Below are 17,035 nucleotides of genomic sequence, written 5' to 3' on the forward strand. Positions count from 1 at the left end.
TCTTGTGTAGTTTTACTACTCGTATATACATTCGAAAGGCTGAAATGGCCGACGATTTGTAGTAAAACTACAGGACGCCGAAGCAACCTTCGGCCATCCAAGAATTTATGTCGTCTGCCCACAAGGCCAGTCGCAAACTTCAGGCAACCGATTCTGGTAGCCTTTCCGCCCTGGAGCAAGCCATGCAAGACCTCGATCCCGTCGAAACCCAGGAATGGCTGGACGCCCTGGAATCGGTTCTCGACAAAGAAGGCGAAGACCGTGCTCACTACCTGATGACCCGTATGGGCGAACTCGCGACCCGCAGCGGCTCGCAACTGCCTTACGCCATCACTACGCCATACCGCAACACCATCCCCGTTACCCACGAAGCACGCATGCCTGGCGACCTGTTCATGGAACGCCGCATTCGCTCGCTGGTACGTTGGAACGCCATGGCGATGGTAATGCGCACGAACTTGAAAGATTCGGACCTGGGCGGTCACATCTCCAGCTTCGCTTCCAGCGCAACCCTGTATGACATCGGCTTCAACTACTTCTTCCAGGCCCCGACCGACGAACACGGCGGCGACCTGATCTACTTCCAGGGCCACACTTCTCCAGGCGTTTACGCCCGTGCGTTCATGGAAGGCCGTATCACCGAAGAACACATGAACAACTTCCGCCAGGAAGTGGACGGTAACGGCCTGTCGTCGTACCCGCACCCTTGGCTGATGCCTGATTTCTGGCAGTTCCCGACCGTTTCCATGGGTCTGGGCCCAATCCAGGCGATCTACCAGGCGCGCTTCATGAAGTACCTGGAAGCCCGTGGTTTCATTCCTGAAGGCAAGCAGAAAGTCTGGTGCTTCCTGGGCGACGGCGAGTGTGACGAGCCGGAATCCCTGGGCGCCATCTCCCTGGCCGGCCGCGAGAAGCTGGACAACCTGATCTTCGTCATCAACTGCAACCTGCAGCGCCTCGACGGCCCGGTTCGCGGCAACGGCAAGATCATCCAGGAACTCGAAGGCGTGTTCCGTGGTGCTCAGTGGAACGTGACCAAAGTCATCTGGGGCCGTTTCTGGGACCCACTGCTGGCCAAGGACGTCGACGGTATCCTGCAACGTCGCATGGACGAAGTCATCGACGGCGAGTACCAGAACTACAAAGCCAAAGACGGCGCGTTCGTTCGTGAACACTTCTTCAACACGCCTGAACTCAAGGCGATGGTTGCCGACCTGTCCGACGACGAGATCTGGAAACTCAACCGTGGCGGCCACGACCCGTACAAGGTCTACGCGGCGTACCACGAAGCGGTCAACCACAAAGAACAACCAACCGTCATCCTGGCCAAGACCATCAAGGGTTATGGCACCGGTGCCGGCGAAGCGAAGAACACTGCGCACAACACCAAGAAAGTCGATGTCGACAGCCTGAAGTTGTTCCGCGACCGCTTCGACATCCCGGTCAAGGACGAAGAGCTGGAGAACCTGCCGTTCTTCAAGCCGGAGCCGAACAGCGCCGAAGCCCGTTACCTGGCCGAGCGCCGCGCCGCACTGGGTGGTTTCGTGCCTCAGCGTCGCGCCAACAGCTTCAGCGTACCGACGCCAGACCTGAGTACCCTCAAGGCTATCCTTGACGGCTCGGGCGACCGTGAAATCTCTACCACCATGGCTTTCGTGCGCATCCTGGCGCAGTTGGTCAAGGACAAGGAAATCGGCCCGCGCATCGTGCCGATCATCCCGGACGAAGCCCGTACCTTCGGTATGGAGGGCATGTTCCGTCAGTTGGGCATCTACTCCTCCGTCGGCCAGCTCTACGAGCCAGTCGATAAAGACCAAGTGATGTTCTACAAGGAAGACAAGAAGGGCCAGATCCTCGAAGAAGGCATCAACGAAGCGGGCGCCATGAGCTCCTTCATCGCTGCCGGTACTTCGTACTCCAGCCACAACCAGCCGATGCTGCCGTTCTACATCTTCTACTCGATGTTCGGCTTCCAGCGCATTGGCGACCTGGCGTGGGCAGCAGGCGACAGCCGTACCCGTGGCTTCCTGATCGGCGGTACCGCTGGCCGGACCACGCTGAACGGCGAAGGCCTGCAACACGAAGACGGTCACAGCCACATCCTGGCTGCCACCATCCCGAACTGCCGCACCTTTGATCCAACCTACGGCTATGAGCTGGCGGTGATCATCCAGGACGGCATGAAGAAGATGACCGAAGAGCAGCAGGACGTTTTCTACTACATCACCGTGATGAACGAGTCCTACCAGCAGCCAGCCATGCCGGCTGGCGTGGAAGAAGGCATCATCAAGGGCATGTACCTGCTCGAAGAAGACACCAAGGAAGCAGCGCACCACGTACAGCTGATGGGCTCCGGCACCATCCTGCGCGAAGTGCGTGAAGCGGCGAAGATCCTGCGTGAAGAGTTCAACGTCGGCGCTGACGTGTGGAGCGTTACCAGCTTCAACGAACTGCGTCGCGACGGCCTGGCCGTAGAACGTCACAACCGCCTGCACCCTGGCCAGAAGCCACAGCTCACCTTCGTTGAAGAGTGCCTGAATGGCCGTAAAGGTCCGGTGATCGCTTCGACCGACTACATGAAACTGTTTGCTGAACAAATTCGCCAGTGGGTCCCGTCCAAGGAATTCAAAGTCCTGGGCACCGACGGTTTCGGCCGCAGTGACAGCCGCAAGAAGCTGCGTCACTTCTTCGAAGTTGACCGTCACTTCGTGGTGTTGGCAGCCCTGGAAGCCTTGGCTGACCGTGGTGAGATCGAACCTAAGGTGGTGGCAGACGCTATCGTCAAGTTCGGGATCAACCCGGAAAAACGCAACCCACTGGACTGCTGAGGAGATTTTTTGTGAGCGAACTCATTCGCGTACCTGACATCGGCAGCGGTGAAGGTGAAGTAATCGAGCTGTTTGTGAAGGTCGGCGACACCGTCGAAGCCGACCAGAGCATCCTGACCCTGGAGTCGGACAAGGCGAGCATGGAAATCCCTGCTCCCAAGGCCGGCGTGGTCAAGAGCCTGAAAGTGAAGCTGGGCGACCGCCTGAAAGAAGGCGACGAACTGCTGGAACTGGAAATCGAAGGTGCCGCTGATGCAGCCCCTGCGGCGGCTCCTGCTGCCGCTGCTGCTCCTGCGGCTGAAAAGCCTGCTGCTGCCGAGGCCGCTCCGGCCCCGGCGGCTGCACCTGCCGCCGCCAGCGTCCAGGACATTCATGTCCCGGACATCGGTTCGTCGGGCAAGGCCAAGATCATCGAGCTGCTGGTCAAGGTCGGCGACACCGTCGAAGCCGACCAGTCGCTGATCACCCTGGAGTCCGACAAGGCCTCCATGGAAATCCCTTCGCCGGCTGCCGGCGTGGTGGAAAGCATTGCAGTCAAGCTGGAAGACGAAGTCGGCACTGGCGACTTCATCCTCAAGCTGAAAGTACAAGGCGCTGCACCTGCTGCTGCGCCCGCTCCGGCCGCCGCTCCCGCCGCCAAGGCTGAAGCTGCACCGGCTGCCGCTGCGCCTGCGCCTGCTGCAAAAGCCGAGGCCGCTGCGGCCCCTGCTGCTGCCGCACCTGCGCCAAGCGGCGCCAAGGTTCACGCCGGCCCTGCCGTGCGTCAACTGGCCCGTGAGTTCGGCGTTGAGCTGAACGCTGTGTCGGCCACCGGCCCTCATGGTCGCGTGCTGAAGGAAGACGTGCAGGTCTACGTCAAGGCCATGATGCAGAAAGCCAAGGAAGCTCCGGCTGCCGGCGGCGCTACCGGTGGTTCGGGCATTCCGCCGATCCGTACCGTGGACTTCAGCCGCTTCGGTGAAATCGAAGAAGTGCCGATGACCCGCCTGATGCAAATCGGCGCAGCCGGCTTGCACGCCAGCTGGCTGAACATCCCGCACGTGACTCAGTTCGACCAGGCCGACATCACCGACCTGGAAGCTTTCCGCGTTGCGCAGAAAGCCGTGGCCGAAAAAGCCGGCGTGAAACTGACCGTGCTGCCGCTGCTGCTCAAGGCCTGCGCGCACCTGCTCAAGGAGCTGCCGGACTTCAACGCCTCGCTGGCCCCAAGTGGCAAGGCGATCATCCGCAAGAAGTACGTGCACATCGGCTTTGCCGTCGACACCCCGGATGGCCTGCTGGTACCGGTCATCAAGAACGTCGACCAGAAGAGCCTGCTGCAACTCGCTGCCGAAGCCGCTGCACTGGCTGCCAAGGCCCGCGACAAGAAGCTCACCCCGGACGACATGCAGGGCGCGTGCTTCACCATCTCCAGCCTCGGTCACATTGGCGGCACTGGCTTCACGCCAATCGTCAACGCGCCGGAAGTGGCGATCCTGGGCGTGTCCAAGGCAACCATCCAGCCTGTGTGGGACGGTAAAGCGTTCCAGCCGAAGCTGATGCTGCCGCTGTCGCTGTCCTACGATCACCGTGTGATCAACGGCGCTGCTGCTGCTCGCTTCACCCAGCGCCTGAGCCAGTTGCTGAACGACATCCGCACCATCCTGCTGTAAGCACGAACAGGCCTCCCGTTCACCCGGGAGGCCTGGTTGCACCGATTTTCGAGCGCCACGCTCGTACCTCAACCCCGCCACTTGGCGGGGCTTTTTTTGCCGGTTTGTTGGACAACAAAAACAGGCTTGTACACCTTCCATCACCCCGATTGTAGAAATCCCTTTCGCAGCCGATAACCCCCTTATAGCACTTAGCCTTCATCCTCTCTTGTCAGCCCGCGCCGCATGATGCAACCTTGCCGCAGGCAACAGAAAAGAGGGCGTGAGCCCGGCGCCGTGCGCGTAATTTCAAGTGAGTTTCCCCCATGAAAAGCCAACCCGATGTCGCCCGTATGGCGGCCGAGGTAGTGACGCAGTTACCGGTGCCTTCGCGCCTCGGTATGCTGCGTTTCGAGCGGCTGAATGAGGCAAGCTGGGCCCTCCTTTACCTCGACCCCAATTGCGAACGCCAATTCGGCCTGCCAGCGGTCGAGTTGTGCGCCTTGATCGGCACGCCCTACGCCAGCCTGATGGAGCCCCAGGCACGCTATCAACTGCACGACACCATCCAGCAGCAACTGACCCAGAGCCCGCATTACCTGGTGCGCTACACCCTGCACACCAACGACGGGCCGCTGAGCCTGCTGGAGATGGGCGAATCCTACAAGCAACACAATCGCCACCTGCTGCGCGGCTACCTGATGGTGGTCGACGGCCTGTTCAGCGAGATTCCCACTGCTGCCCCGACGGCAGACCTGGAGAACCAGAACAGCCGCCTGCAGATCGCCCTGGAGCTCAACCAGCGCGCCCAGCAGGAACAACTGCAGCACCTGGAGCGGGTGCGCGCCCAGCAGGAGCTGATCCTGCTATTGGCCCGCCAGCGCTACACGACCCACAATTCGCTGCAAGAAGCCGCCGAGCTGATCACCCGCAGTGCCTGCGATATCTACCAGATTGACTGCGCCAGCATCTGGAACCTCGAAGGTCAGCGCCTGGTGCCGATCTCGGCCTACCACCGCGCCGACGAGCAACACCACCTGCCCGAATCCATTGATGCAAGCTGCTTCCCGGACTACCTGGAAGCCTTGCACAGCAGCCGGGCGATCGACGCCACCAACGCGCTGCGCGACCCTCGCACCCGGGAAATGGCCGACAGCCTGCGCGATAAAGACATCCACGCCATGCTCGACGCGAGCATTCGCGTCGACGGCCATGTGGTGGGCGTGCTGTGCCTGGAGCAAAGCGGCAGCACCCGCGCCTGGCAGGCCGATGAAATTGCCTTTGCCGGCGAGCTGGCCGATCAGTTCGCGCAAGTCATCAACAACCACAACCGCCGTACGGCGACCAGCGCTCTGCACCTGTTCCAGCGCGCCGTGGAGCAAAGCGCCAACGCCTTTCTGCTGGTCAACTGCGACGGCGTGGTCGAGTACGTCAATCCGAGCTTTACCGCGATCACTCAGTACAGCGCCGAAGAGGTCCACGGCCACCGCCTGGCCCAGTTGCCGGCGCTGGAAAACCTCAGTGAATTGCTGTTCGACGCACCGTCTGCCCTGGCCAAGAGCAACAGCTGGCAGGGTGAATTCAAGAGCCGCCGCAAAAACCTCGAACCCTACTGGGGCCAGTTGTCGATTTCCAAGGTGTATGGCGACAACCGCGAGTTGACCCACTACATCGGCATCTACGAAGACATCACCCAGACCAAGCTGGCCCAACAGCGCATCGAGCGCCTGGCCTACACCGACAACCTGACCAACCTGGGTAACCGCCCGGCGTTCATCCGCAACCTCGACGAACGCTTTGCCCGCGACAGCGACAGCCCGATCAGCCTGTTGCTGGTGGACATCGACAACTTCAAGCGCATCAACGATAGCCTCGGCCACCAGACCGGCGACAAGCTGCTGATCAGCCTCGCACGGCGTTTGCGCAACAGCCTGAGTGCCGGCGGCAGCCTGGCACGGTTTGCCAGTAACGAGTTCGCGGTGCTGCTCGACGACACCGACCTGGAGAGCGGCCAGCAGGTTGCCAGCCAGTTGCTGGCGACGCTCGACAAACCGATGTTCGTCGACAACCAGTTGATCAGCGTCACCGGCTCCGTGGGCCTGGCGTGCGCGCCGCTGCACGGTCGCGATCCGCAGACCCTGATGCGCAACGCCGGCCTGGCCTTGCACAAGGCCAAGGCCAACGGCAAACACCAGGTCCAAGTGTTTACCGAAGCGCTGAACGCCGAGGCCAGCTACAAGCTGTTCGTCGAGAACAACCTGCGCCGCGCCCTCACCCAAAACGAGCTGGACGTGTTCTACCAGCCCAAGCTGTGCCTGCGCAGCGGCCGCCTGCTGGGCATGGAAGCACTGCTGCGCTGGAACCACCCGGAAAAGGGCATGATCCGCCCCGACCAATTCATCAGCGTGGCGGAAGAGACCGGCCTGATCATCCCGATCGGCAAATGGATCGCCCGCCAGGCCTGCCGCATGAGCAAGCAACTGAGCGCCGGCGGCATGGGCAACCTGCAGGTGGCAATCAACCTGTCGCCCAAGCAGTTCTCCGACCCGGACCTGGTGGCCTCGATTGCCGCGATCCTCAAGGAAGAACAGCTGCCGGCCAACCTGCTGGAGCTGGAACTGACCGAAGGCCTGCTGCTGGAAGCCACCGAAGACACGCGTCTGCAGCTTGATCAACTGAAAAGCTTTGGCCTGACCCTGGCCATGGACGACTTCGGCACCGGCTACTCGTCGTTGAGTTACTTGAAAAAATTCCCCATCGACATCATCAAGATCGATCGCAGCTTCATCCACGAAATCCCGGATAACCAGGACGACATGGAAATCACCTCGGCCGTAATTGCCATGGCCCACAACCTCAAGCTCAAGGTCGTGGCAGAAGGCATCGAGACCGCCGAGCAACTGGCGTTCCTGCGCCGCCACCGTTGCGATGTCGGCCAGGGCTACCTGTTTGACCGGCCGATCCCCGGTGCAGAGCTGCTGGCGATGCTCAAACGCTACCCGCGCGGGCCAATCGCCTGACAGCGCCGTAACACTCGGGCACACTGGCTGTCTGAATCTTTACCGCTAACTCAACCTGACGAGAGGACTGATCATGGTCTTGCGCTCGGAAATTCTGGTGAACAAAAACGTGCTGCCTACCCAAGAACAAGCTCTGCCTGGCCGTGAAACCCCGATGAACCTGCCAGAGACGCATTTCGTCAACGGCAACCCGCTGCTCGGCCCTTTCCTGGATGACGTCGGCTTTGCGATCTTCGGCCTGGGCTGCTTCTGGGGGGCCGAGCGCCGGTTCTGGCAGCGCGATGGCGTGGTCAGCACCGTGGTCGGTTACGCCGGCGGCTACACGCCGAACCCGACCTATGAAGAAGTCTGCTCGGGCCTGACCGGCCACAGCGAAGTGGTGCTGGTGGTGTACGACCAGGCCAAGGTGAAATACGAAGATTTGCTGAAGATGTTCTGGGAACTGCACAACCCGACTCAGGGCATGCGCCAGGGCAACGACATCGGCAGCCAGTACCGCTCGGTGATCTACGCGACCACGCCGGAGCAATTGGCGGCGGCACAGGCGAGTGCCGAGGCTTATCAAGGCGAACTGAGCAAGGCTGGTCTGGGCGTGATCACCACGGAAATCGAAGAAGCACCGACGGTGTACTTCGCCGAGGCGTATCACCAGCAGTACCTGGCGAAGAACCCGCAGGGCTACTGCGGGATTGGTGGCACCGGCGTAACCTGCCCGATCTGAAAATCCTTGTAGGAGCGAGCTTGCTCGCGAAAAACCTGAGCGCGACACGTTTCGTCTGAAAACACGCGTTATCGTTGACGTTTTTCGCGAGCAAGCTCGCTCCTACAAGTTACTCAGCGATCAACCAATCCATCTGCCACCCGCCCTGGGTCTGACCCAGCTTCTTGGACAGCCACGGCAGCAGCTCACGCAACTCCTCCTCCAAGCCCCACGGCGGGTTGGCAATCGCCAGGCCCGAGCCGGTCAGGGTGTTGGGTGTGTCCAACGGATGCACCAGCAACTCCACACGCAGCAACTTCGGCGCACCGGTGCCAGCCAGGTCCTGGTAGAAACGGCGCAACATGCGTTGGTCTTTCACCGGGTACCAGATGGCCGCGACGGTCTGGCGCATGCGGCTCACGGCTTCCTTGAGGGAAGCGGCGCAGCGTTGCATCTCGTCGAGTTTTTCGAACGGCGGATCGATCAGCATCAAGGCGCGCTTTTCCGGCACAGGCAGCAGGGCACGCGGTACATGCCAGCCTTCGCCCAAGTGCACCTTCACGCGACGATCACCCTTCATGTTGTCCTTGAGCAGCACGCCGTCTTCCGGGTGTTTTTCATTGAGCAGCACGCGGTCCTGGGGCCGCGTGAGGCGTCGCGCCAACTCCGGCGAGCCAGGGTAGTAACGCAATTGGCCGTCCGGGTTCATCTCATGCAGCACGCGCATGTAATCATCGGTCAACGGCGGCAAGTCGCTTTCGCCCCACAGGCGCGCAATGCCTTCCAGGTATTCACCGGTGCGGTTGGCCTGGTCGCCCTGCAGGTCGTACAGGCCGATACCGGCGTGAGTGTCGAGGTATGCGAACGGCTGCTCCTTGCGCGACATCAGGGCGATGAGGCGGGTCAAGGTCAGGTGTTTGAAGACATCGGCGTGGTTGCCGGCGTGAAAGGCGTGACGATAATTCATGGTTGCTCCTGCGCAGGGGGCGAAGTTTACCTTTTACGCGGGCGTTGGTGCAGTGCGGCGTGCCGGGCGGTGCTTATGTCAAAAAGACAGGTGTGCACCTGAAAAAAGTCTAAATGTTGGTGAGGGTGCGGATTTATTGTGGCGATCCACACGCCAGGGAGGTCCACCACCATCATGAAAGACGCCACCATCGCCTTGCACCACGGTTTCAAGTCGGACCCGACCACCAAGGCCGTCGCAGTGCCGATCTACCAGAACGTCGCGTTCGAATTCGATAACGCCCAGCACGGCGCCGATCTGTTCAACCTGGACGTGCCCGGCAATATCTACACACGGATCATGAACCCCACCAATGACGTGCTGGAGCAGCGCATCGCCGCGCTGGAAGGCGGTATCGCGGCCCTGGCCGTATCGGCCGGCAGCGCGGCGATTCACTATGCCATCCAGACCCTTACACGAGCGGGCGACAACATCGTCACCACCCCGCAGCTCTACGGCGGCACCTACACTTTGTTCGCGCATTTGCTGCCCAGCTTTGGCGTCGATGTGCGTTTCGCCCGCGACGACTCCGCCGAAGCCATCGCCGAACTGATCGACGGCAACACCAAATTGGTCTACTGCGAAAGTATCGGCAACCCGGCGGGCAATATCGTCGACCTGGAAGCCCTGGCCAAGGTCGCCCACGCGCGTGGCGTACCGCTGATGGTGGACAACACCGTGGCCACGCCGATCCTGTGCAAGCCGATCCAGTTCGGCGCCGATATCGTGGTGCACTCGGTGACCAAATACATCGGCGGCCACGGTAATTCCCTGGGTGGCGTGATCGTCGACAGCGGCACTTTCCCCTGGACCGACTACCCGGAGAAATTTCCCGGCCTCAACAACCCAGAGCCGGCCTATCACGGTGTGGTCTACACCGAAAAGTTCGGTCCCGCCGCATTCATCGCCCGCGCGCGTACCGTACCGCTGCGCAACACGGGCGCGGCGCTGGCGCCGATGAATGCCTTCTTGCTGCTACAAGGCTTGGAAACCCTGGCCTTGCGTATGGAGCGCCACACTGAAAACGCCTTGAAAGTTGCGCAGTTCCTCCAAGGCCATACGGATGTGGAGTGGGTCAGCTACGCCGGCCTGCCGGATCACCCGCACCACGAACTGGCGCAGAAATACCTACAGGGCAAACCCTCGGCGATTCTCTCGTTCGGCCTCAAAGGCGGTTATGCCGCCGGTGTGCGCTTCTACGATGCGCTGCAAATCTTCAAGCGCCTGGTGAACATCGGCGACGCCAAGTCCCTGGCGTGTCATCCGGCGTCCACCACTCACCGGCAAATGAACGAGCAGGAACAAGCCAAGGCCGGCGTGAAGCCGGAGATGATTCGCCTGTCGGTAGGTATCGAGGCGATTGAAGACCTGATCGAAGATCTGCAGCAGGCATTGGGCTCAACTCAGCTCTGAGGCAAGGTAGTCGGCCAGCGCCTCATGGCTGACATTCGGACTGCGCGCAAAATAGGCGACCTTGTGCTGCAGGGTCGTCGGCGTGAAGGCGGTGTAGAGGTCGGGGCGCTGTTCTTCGAGCCATTGCAGCAGGTTATCGATCAAGATGTGCGGTGACTGTTCAGCCAGGTGCTCCATTAACGGTGCAGACACTCGCCACCAGGGGCTGGCCTTGGCGTCGGTGACCGGGCCGGTCGCCCCTGTCAGCGGTTGGCCATTGATTAGATAGCGCTGGAACACCGGCAACACCTTCCCCACCTCATCTCCCAACGTTTGCAACATCGGCAAAAACTGCGAGCCGTCCCAGAAGCGTAAAAACACCTCCTGGTCATCCGGTAAATACACCTTTGTCAGGCTTTGCAGGTGCGCTACCACCGTTTCCAGTGGGCTCGAGGACACCGCCAACCACCCCCAATCTGTGGCCTCGGTGGTTGCTATCCAATCAAGGAAGGGGCTGTTGGGTTCGATGATGCCGACATAAGGCATTACTTCATTCCACTCGGCGTAGGCAGTGCCTGCCCAGATGGGTTGGAGCGGCATTCCAGCTGCAGTACATCGCCAAGCGGCGAAGGGTTTGGCGTCGCTGGCGTTGCTGAGGATGACAAAGAGGTATTCGGTGGGCTGGAGGGGGCTCTGAGTCAACCAAGCGCTGGGTAATAATTGATTTGGCATTGGATAAAGTCCTGTCAAAAGAACAAGCACGCAAAGAAATATTCATACCACCAAAATAACGACAACTACCTTCTACGTTTTAAATTCATATATATCTGTTCAATTTCTTAAGATAGGCACGACACAGTGCCCAAACCAATTGGCTCAGTATAAAATTTATGCGTAGCGAAAAAAGCTTAAAGGCTCGAGGCAGGCCACCCTAAGAACTTAATTGCCAAGACCATCCCAACACCGACTAATGCAAGCACAATTGCTGCTGAAGTAGAGGACACAATCCAAAATTTTAAAGACGTTGGAAACTGCCGATAGTCCTCTAGATCAAGTTCACCCCTTTCAATTGATCTTTGAGGGAAAACCAACACACCAGAGACCCCACTTAGAATATAAAAATTACCCACCAGCCCAGCATTTAAAAACTCGCACCTGCCTTGAACAACTAACGACCGCTCCAAACAACTAACAACTTCAGACATTCTAAAAAAAATTATATAAAACCAAACACCAACACTGAAAGCACCCAACGCCAACAGGCTTAATGATGACATCAAAAAAATTATTTCTGAGTCATTTATCATCGGACCACCTTATAGACAACTTCCCCAACAGTTTCACCCACTGTTGAAAACGCGTTACCCACAACAGCAGACCCCAACCCCGCGACTACAACAGCGCAGACCGCTCCGCCCACCCCAACGGTAGCAACGCCAATACCGACACATATAGTTCCGCTCCCCAACGCCCCAACTATTCCGCCTGTTACCATCCCAATGAATGCGCCACTTTCGGTGAGCTTGACCTGCTGGCACTCATCCCTGCTTCCAACCCGACACGTTTCTTTCACCTTCAACGCCGACGCTGTCCCGCCGAGCCCAATACCCACAAAACCACCCACCTTCATGTACTGACTCGCCCGCGCCACACCCTGAATATGCGTCGCATACCCAGGAATCCCTCCTGATACACCGGCTTTACTCCAATGATGAACCAGGCTGCGACTGGAAATCCCCAATGCGCTTTTGAGCTTTGGATGATCGGAAACGCCTGCGCCTTTGCGTACCAGAGGCCCGAGACTGTTATCTAGTCGAGTTAATAGTTTCTGACGCTCAGCGAAAAATTCTGCGCCTTGCAGATTGCCCCGGGCCTGGAACGTTTTGACGTGCAAATTTTCAAGATGGACGAGGATGGACTGGGCCCGCGTTAAATGACTTGCCACCATGCTTGATCCAATCCCCACCGCCGTAGAACTCTGCGCCAACAACGCACCAATCTCTTGCTGGTGCTCCACCATGAACGCCGCCTCGTCATCGCTCATCAGCGTCATGGCGTCGTTCACTTCCCGTGCCGCCTCCATCAGCAGCGCTTCTTCGCGCGTGCATTGGCTATTGAGCGGATCGCTAAGGACGAGCATCTGCCCCGGCCTGGCGTAATGCGTGAGCTGCGGATTGAGGTTGCGAAAACGTTCCAGGACGATCGCACTGGGCGATTCGAACAACGTTTTTTCCAACGCATCCCGAGACATCGCACGCTGCACGATATGGAACCCCGGCTCGACGTCTGAGGCTTTGGCAGCCTTAGCTCCCGCTCCTTTACCGCCATGTTGCGCGAGATCACATTGACCGTTTTTGCAACGTTCACATTCTTCACAAAACGGCGCACTTCGCTTCAGGCTGGCCACTTGCGCGGTACTTAGCGGTGCGGGGACGACCGCCAGCAGCTTTTCCTTTACTCCGGGTATCAACGGTGCTGCGGGCGGAGCAGGTGCACCGCCGAGCTGAATCGGCACACTGCTGAAAATACCGCTGGCTGAAAGAGTGATCGACTGCCCGCCCGCCTGAATCGTGACGGTGGCACCGGCGTCAATAACAACGCTTTGCCCCGCGCCAATCTGAACTGTCCGCCCGGCGCGCATCTGCTGCGAACCACCGACCATCAAGTGATCATCCTGCTTAAGTTCGGTCAGCCGATTGCCATGGGTGATGCGCTGCTCATCGCCCTGCAGCTCATGGTGCGACTCACCCCCGACCCTCACCCGACGCGCGTTATCAACCTGCACCTGCTGGTCATGCAGCACATGCTGCGTCCAATTCCGCTGGGCACGCAGGTAGATTTCCTCGGCCCCCTTGCGGTCCTCGATGCGCAGCTCGTTGTAGCCACCACCGCCGGGGCTGCTCTGGCTGCGGAAGATGCTGCGGGTCTTGTCCGCAGGCAGATCGAGGGGCACCTGGGTGGCCGCGTTGGGCAGGCAGCCCATGACCAGCGGCATATCCATGTCGCCATTCACGAAGCCCACCAGCACTTCCATACCGACCCGAGGGATCAATACCGCCCCATAACGATCATGCGCCCAACCGCTGGCAACCCGCAGCCAACAGCTGGAATGGTCGTTATGTTCCCCATCGCGATCCCACGCCAACTGCACCTTGACCCGACCGTATTCGTCGCAATGGATTTCGCTGTCGGCAGGGCCGGTCACCACTGCGTTCTGGTAACCCGCTATTTGAGGCCGGGACATAATCAGAGGTGTTCGAAACGCTACGTCCCAAGGCGTTACAACAAATTCATTGCTGTAGCCTTGAGGCGACTCATCGCCAACAGACTCCTCAAGCACTTGAGGTTGGTGCCCTACATGGTGCAACTGGGTAACCAGCCACAAATCATTCCATTCCTGACGAGGGTGCCCAGTCATCTTCAAGAACTGCCCAGTCACCAACGCTGGCTGGTCGCTGGCGCCGCTGGCCTGACGGTAATCGCTGCGATGACGCTCCAATAAGCGTTGCGCCAGATACTTACCCTGCTCACGATCCGTGAAGTACCCCGGGTAGCGCTGGTCGTCCAGGGTGGGCCGCAGCCGACTGGATGCTTCGCTTTCCAACGTCAGGCCAGGCTTCTTGAAATCGTAGTCACGCAGGTTCACACCGGTGGTACGCGTCTTCAGCCGCAGGATAAAGCGCTTGATCGCTGGCTCGTCGGCAACCATCCCGGTACCAGGCGAATACGGCGTGGATTGATCAGGCCGCGCAAAAACACTTTGATCGTCGCCAAACACCAACAGGTGTCGCTCAGGGTTGTGCTGGAAGTGATAGTGAATGCCCGATTCGGCGCATAGACGCTGAATGAACTCCAGATCGGTTTCACCGAACTGCACACAGTATTCACACTCGGGATACTTGCCGCTCAGTTGAAACGCAAAGGCATCACTTTGGATAGCCTGCGCTTCCAATACCTGCGCAATGATCTCGGGTACTGTTTTTTTCTGGAAAATTCGCTGATGGGTGCTGTGTTCCAGATAAGCCAACTGCGGCACCAGCGTGATCTGGTAACGGGTAAGGCGTCTGCCCGAATCGCCCTGCGCCACCCGATACACCAGACCATGAACCCCATGACCATGGGCGTCAAAGCCCAGGAACGCTTGGCGGTGTAGCAGGCTCTCAAGGTCTTGATCGGATTGCTCACTGACCAGCTCAAGGTCAAAGCGAAAAGGCAGGCTAACAAACTCATCCCCCATGAACCCGTGGACCTGGAACTCACTGGGCTTCCCATCGAGGGTCAGGGTAAAGGCGCTTTGATTGGCAGGAGCGAACATCCGGTGTTTCTCTGCTAGGTGTGGAGGACCGATTCTGCATCACGACTCCCCCTGGCTGAGCATGCCCCAGATAAATCAGTAAAGCCCTACACAGACGCGTCTGAATCTTCTTCAGACCGACGTAAATCACAGGTAAAAAAAGGCCCGCAATCCGTAGGACGCGGGCCTTTCTTCCAACTCACTTGGCGCTAAACACCCAGCGAATTACTTATTGAGATTGTAGTCTTTTTCCGCAGCATCAAAACGCTCGACCATACCGGCAGTCGGTGCGCCCATCTTGCTCACGAAGTAGATCGCCAGGCTGGCGAAGATGAAGCCTGGGATGATTTCGTACAGGCCCAGCAGCTCAAAGTGTTTCCACACGATCACGGTGATAGCGCCGACCAGGATACCGGCCAGTGCGCCGTTGCGGGTCATGCCTTTCCAGATCACCGAGATCAGCACCACAGGACCGAACGCGGCGCCGAAGCCGGCCCAGGCGTAGCTCACCAAGCCCAGTACGCGGTTTTCCGGGTTGGCGGCCATGGCGATGGCGATCAGTGCAACCAGCAGCACCATCAGGCGGCCGACCCATACCAGCTCAACCTGGGAGGCGTTTTTGCGCAGGAAGGTTTTGTAGAAATCCTCGGTCAGGGCGCTGGAGCACACCAACAGTTGGCAGCTCAAAGTGCTCATCACGGCCGCCAGAATGGCCGACAGCAGTACACCGGCAATCCATGGGTTGAACAGCAACTTGGCCAACTCGATGAATACGCGTTCGTGGTTTTCGGTCACGGGACCTGCCACTTCCGGGTGCGCCGAGAAGTAAGCGATACCGAAGAAACCCACCGCCACGGTGCCGCCCAGGCACAGGATCATCCAGGCCATGGAGATGCGACGCGCCTTGGCAATCGACTTCACCGAATCCGCCGCCATGAAACGCGCGAGGATGTGCGGCTGGCCGAAGTAACCCAGGCCCCAGCCCATCAGCGAGATGATGCCGATAAACGAAGTGTTTTTCAGCATGTTGAAGTTGTCAGGGTTCTGGGCTTCGATGGCCAGGAACGTGGTGTCGACGCCACCGGTGGCCAGCAGCACGATGATCGGCGTGAGGATCAGCGCAAAAATCATCAGCGTAGCTTGTACGGTATCTGTCCAACTCACGGCCAGGAAACCACCGACGAAGGTGTAAGCAATAGTCGCTGCAGCACCGGCCCACAAGGCAGTCTCGTAGGACATGCCGAAGGTGCTTTCAAACAGGCGGGCGCCGGCGACGATGCCGGAGGCGCAGTAAATGGTGAAGAACACCAGGATCACCACAGCGGAGATGATCCGCAGCAGGCCGCTCTTGTCTTCGAAACGGCTGGAGAAGTAATCCGGCAGGGTCAGGGCGTCACCGTTGTGCTCGGTCTGGACCCGCAGGCGACCGGCCACGAACAGCCAGTTGAGGTAAGCGCCGACGATCAGGCCGATGGCGATCCAGCTTTCCGACAGGCCAGACATGTAGATCGCGCCCGGCAGGCCCATCAACAACCAGCCGCTCATGTCGGAAGCGCCGGCCGACAAGGCAGTCACCACGCTACCGAGGCTGCGACCGCCCAGGATGTAATCGGAAAGGTTGTTGGTGGAGCGATAGGCCATGAAGCCGATCAGCACCATTGCTGCGATGTAGATCACAAACGTGATCAGGGTTGGATTACTAACGCTCATAAGAGTGACGCCCTGGCTTTGTTTTTATGTAGCAGCGGTCTGTCAGACGGCCACCCACTGGAAGTAGGTAGACGTAGCTGCGTGCCGCGCATTTATGACTGACGTTTCCCCAGGAAAGCCGTCAGCCGATGAACCGACTCGTTGAGGTGGTTGCACCTTGGGCGCGAATGCTATTCAACAAAGCAAATAAGGTGCAACCAGTTTCGCGAGAATAAGTTGCACCTTGATGTGTTTTGTGGAAAACAGCCTGTTTTTGCTCCTTTTCGGAGCAAGAACAGCCGATCTCAGAAGCAAACGCACCAAGGCAGAGCGCAATCCGTCGACGGTGTGTTTTTTCCCGATCACGATCGAAAATTTCCTGAATAAAAAGGGTTGCACCCGGTTGCACCTCTGCATGCGCAAAGCTAATCTTGCCGCCAGCTGATGCCACTCGGTAGTGGCACCCATGAGGATA

10 protein-coding genes and 1 pseudogene are annotated in these 17,035 nt (G+C 59.1%); 5 read left to right on the forward strand and 6 right to left on the reverse strand.

The features are described 5' to 3' along the window. The first annotated feature begins 182 nt into the window (after positions 1–182). From aceE to msrA, 4 genes are all read left to right on the forward strand, one after another. A complete protein-coding gene (aceE, locus tag HX868_RS01165) occupies positions 183–2,828 on the forward strand; it encodes a pyruvate dehydrogenase (acetyl-transferring), homodimeric type (protein WP_177001629.1) in 2,646 nt (881 codons plus the stop codon). An 11-nt stretch (positions 2,829–2,839) separates the two neighbouring features. Further along, complete coding sequence (gene aceF, locus HX868_RS01170; RefSeq protein ID WP_177001630.1) at positions 2,840–4,480, forward strand: dihydrolipoyllysine-residue acetyltransferase; 1,641 nt, start codon at positions 2,840–2,842, stop codon at positions 4,478–4,480. A 305-nt stretch (positions 4,481–4,785) separates the two neighbouring features. Beyond that, positions 4,786–7,479, forward strand: coding sequence for a putative bifunctional diguanylate cyclase/phosphodiesterase (locus HX868_RS01175; protein ID WP_177001631.1), 2,694 nt, complete (start codon positions 4,786–4,788; stop codon positions 7,477–7,479). A 73-nt stretch (positions 7,480–7,552) separates the two neighbouring features. After that, on the forward strand, positions 7,553–8,200 hold the full coding sequence (gene msrA, locus HX868_RS01180; protein WP_095014424.1) for a peptide-methionine (S)-S-oxide reductase MsrA: 648 nt from the start codon (positions 7,553–7,555) through the stop codon (positions 8,198–8,200). Positions 8,201–8,309: 109 nt separating this feature from the next. Here the strand turns inward: msrA and HX868_RS01185 are convergent, their stop codons facing one another. After that, positions 8,310–9,146, reverse strand: a complete 837-nt coding sequence (locus HX868_RS01185) for a 23S rRNA (adenine(2030)-N(6))-methyltransferase RlmJ (RefSeq protein WP_106577568.1) — start codon at positions 9,144–9,146, stop codon at positions 8,310–8,312. A 174-nt stretch (positions 9,147–9,320) separates the two neighbouring features. Between HX868_RS01185 and HX868_RS01190 the strand changes: the two genes are divergently transcribed. Next, a complete protein-coding gene (locus HX868_RS01190; RefSeq protein WP_177001632.1) occupies positions 9,321–10,598 on the forward strand; it encodes an O-acetylhomoserine aminocarboxypropyltransferase/cysteine synthase family protein in 1,278 nt (425 codons plus the stop codon). Here HX868_RS01190 and HX868_RS01195 read toward each other — a convergent pair. The 5 genes and pseudogenes from HX868_RS01195 to HX868_RS01215 form a co-directional block, all read right to left on the reverse strand. Further along, positions 10,584–11,309, reverse strand: coding sequence for a DUF4123 domain-containing protein (locus HX868_RS01195; RefSeq protein ID WP_177001633.1), 726 nt, complete (start codon positions 11,307–11,309; stop codon positions 10,584–10,586). The genes HX868_RS01190 and HX868_RS01195 overlap by 15 nt on opposite strands. A gap of 176 nt (positions 11,310–11,485) precedes the next feature. Continuing rightward, positions 11,486–11,884 (reverse strand): hypothetical protein, encoded by a 399-nt coding sequence (locus tag HX868_RS01200; RefSeq protein WP_177001634.1) that lies wholly within the window; start codon positions 11,882–11,884, stop codon positions 11,486–11,488. A 1,019-nt stretch (positions 11,885–12,903) separates the two neighbouring features. After that, positions 12,904–14,892, reverse strand: a pseudogene (locus HX868_RS01205) (type VI secretion system Vgr family protein); the annotation flags it as partial. A gap of 204 nt (positions 14,893–15,096) precedes the next feature. Further along, positions 15,097–16,581, reverse strand: coding sequence for a sodium/proline symporter PutP (gene putP, locus HX868_RS01210; RefSeq protein ID WP_177001635.1), 1,485 nt, complete (start codon positions 16,579–16,581; stop codon positions 15,097–15,099). 121 nt (positions 16,582–16,702) lie between these two features. Further along, positions 16,703–17,011 (reverse strand): hypothetical protein, encoded by a 309-nt coding sequence (locus HX868_RS01215; RefSeq protein ID WP_177001636.1) that lies wholly within the window; start codon positions 17,009–17,011, stop codon positions 16,703–16,705. Between the last annotated feature and the right edge of the window lie 24 nt (positions 17,012–17,035).

The sequence above is a fragment of the Pseudomonas reactans genome (assembly GCF_013385825.1).
GTDB classification, from domain to species: Bacteria; Pseudomonadota; Gammaproteobacteria; order Pseudomonadales; family Pseudomonadaceae; genus Aquipseudomonas; species Aquipseudomonas reactans.

What these genes read in the sequence shown, in the direction of transcription:
- aceE (WP_177001629.1), top strand. Translation starts at nt 183, where the DNA reads ATGCAAGACCTCGATCCCGTCGAAACCCAGGAATGGCTGGACGCCCTG.
- HX868_RS01175 (WP_177001631.1), top strand. Translation starts at nt 4,786, where the DNA reads ATGAAAAGCCAACCCGATGTCGCCCGTATGGCGGCCGAGGTAGTGACG.
- msrA (WP_095014424.1), top strand. Translation starts at nt 7,553, where the DNA reads ATGGTCTTGCGCTCGGAAATTCTGGTGAACAAAAACGTGCTGCCTACC.
- HX868_RS01185 (WP_106577568.1), bottom strand. Translation starts at nt 9,146, where the DNA reads ATGAATTATCGTCACGCCTTTCACGCCGGCAACCACGCCGATGTCTTC.
- HX868_RS01190 (WP_177001632.1), top strand. Translation starts at nt 9,321, where the DNA reads ATGAAAGACGCCACCATCGCCTTGCACCACGGTTTCAAGTCGGACCCG.
- HX868_RS01195 (WP_177001633.1), bottom strand. Translation starts at nt 11,309, where the DNA reads ATGCCAAATCAATTATTACCCAGCGCTTGGTTGACTCAGAGCCCCCTC.
- HX868_RS01200 (WP_177001634.1), bottom strand. Translation starts at nt 11,884, where the DNA reads ATGATAAATGACTCAGAAATAATTTTTTTGATGTCATCATTAAGCCTG.
- putP (WP_177001635.1), bottom strand. Translation starts at nt 16,581, where the DNA reads ATGAGCGTTAGTAATCCAACCCTGATCACGTTTGTGATCTACATCGCA.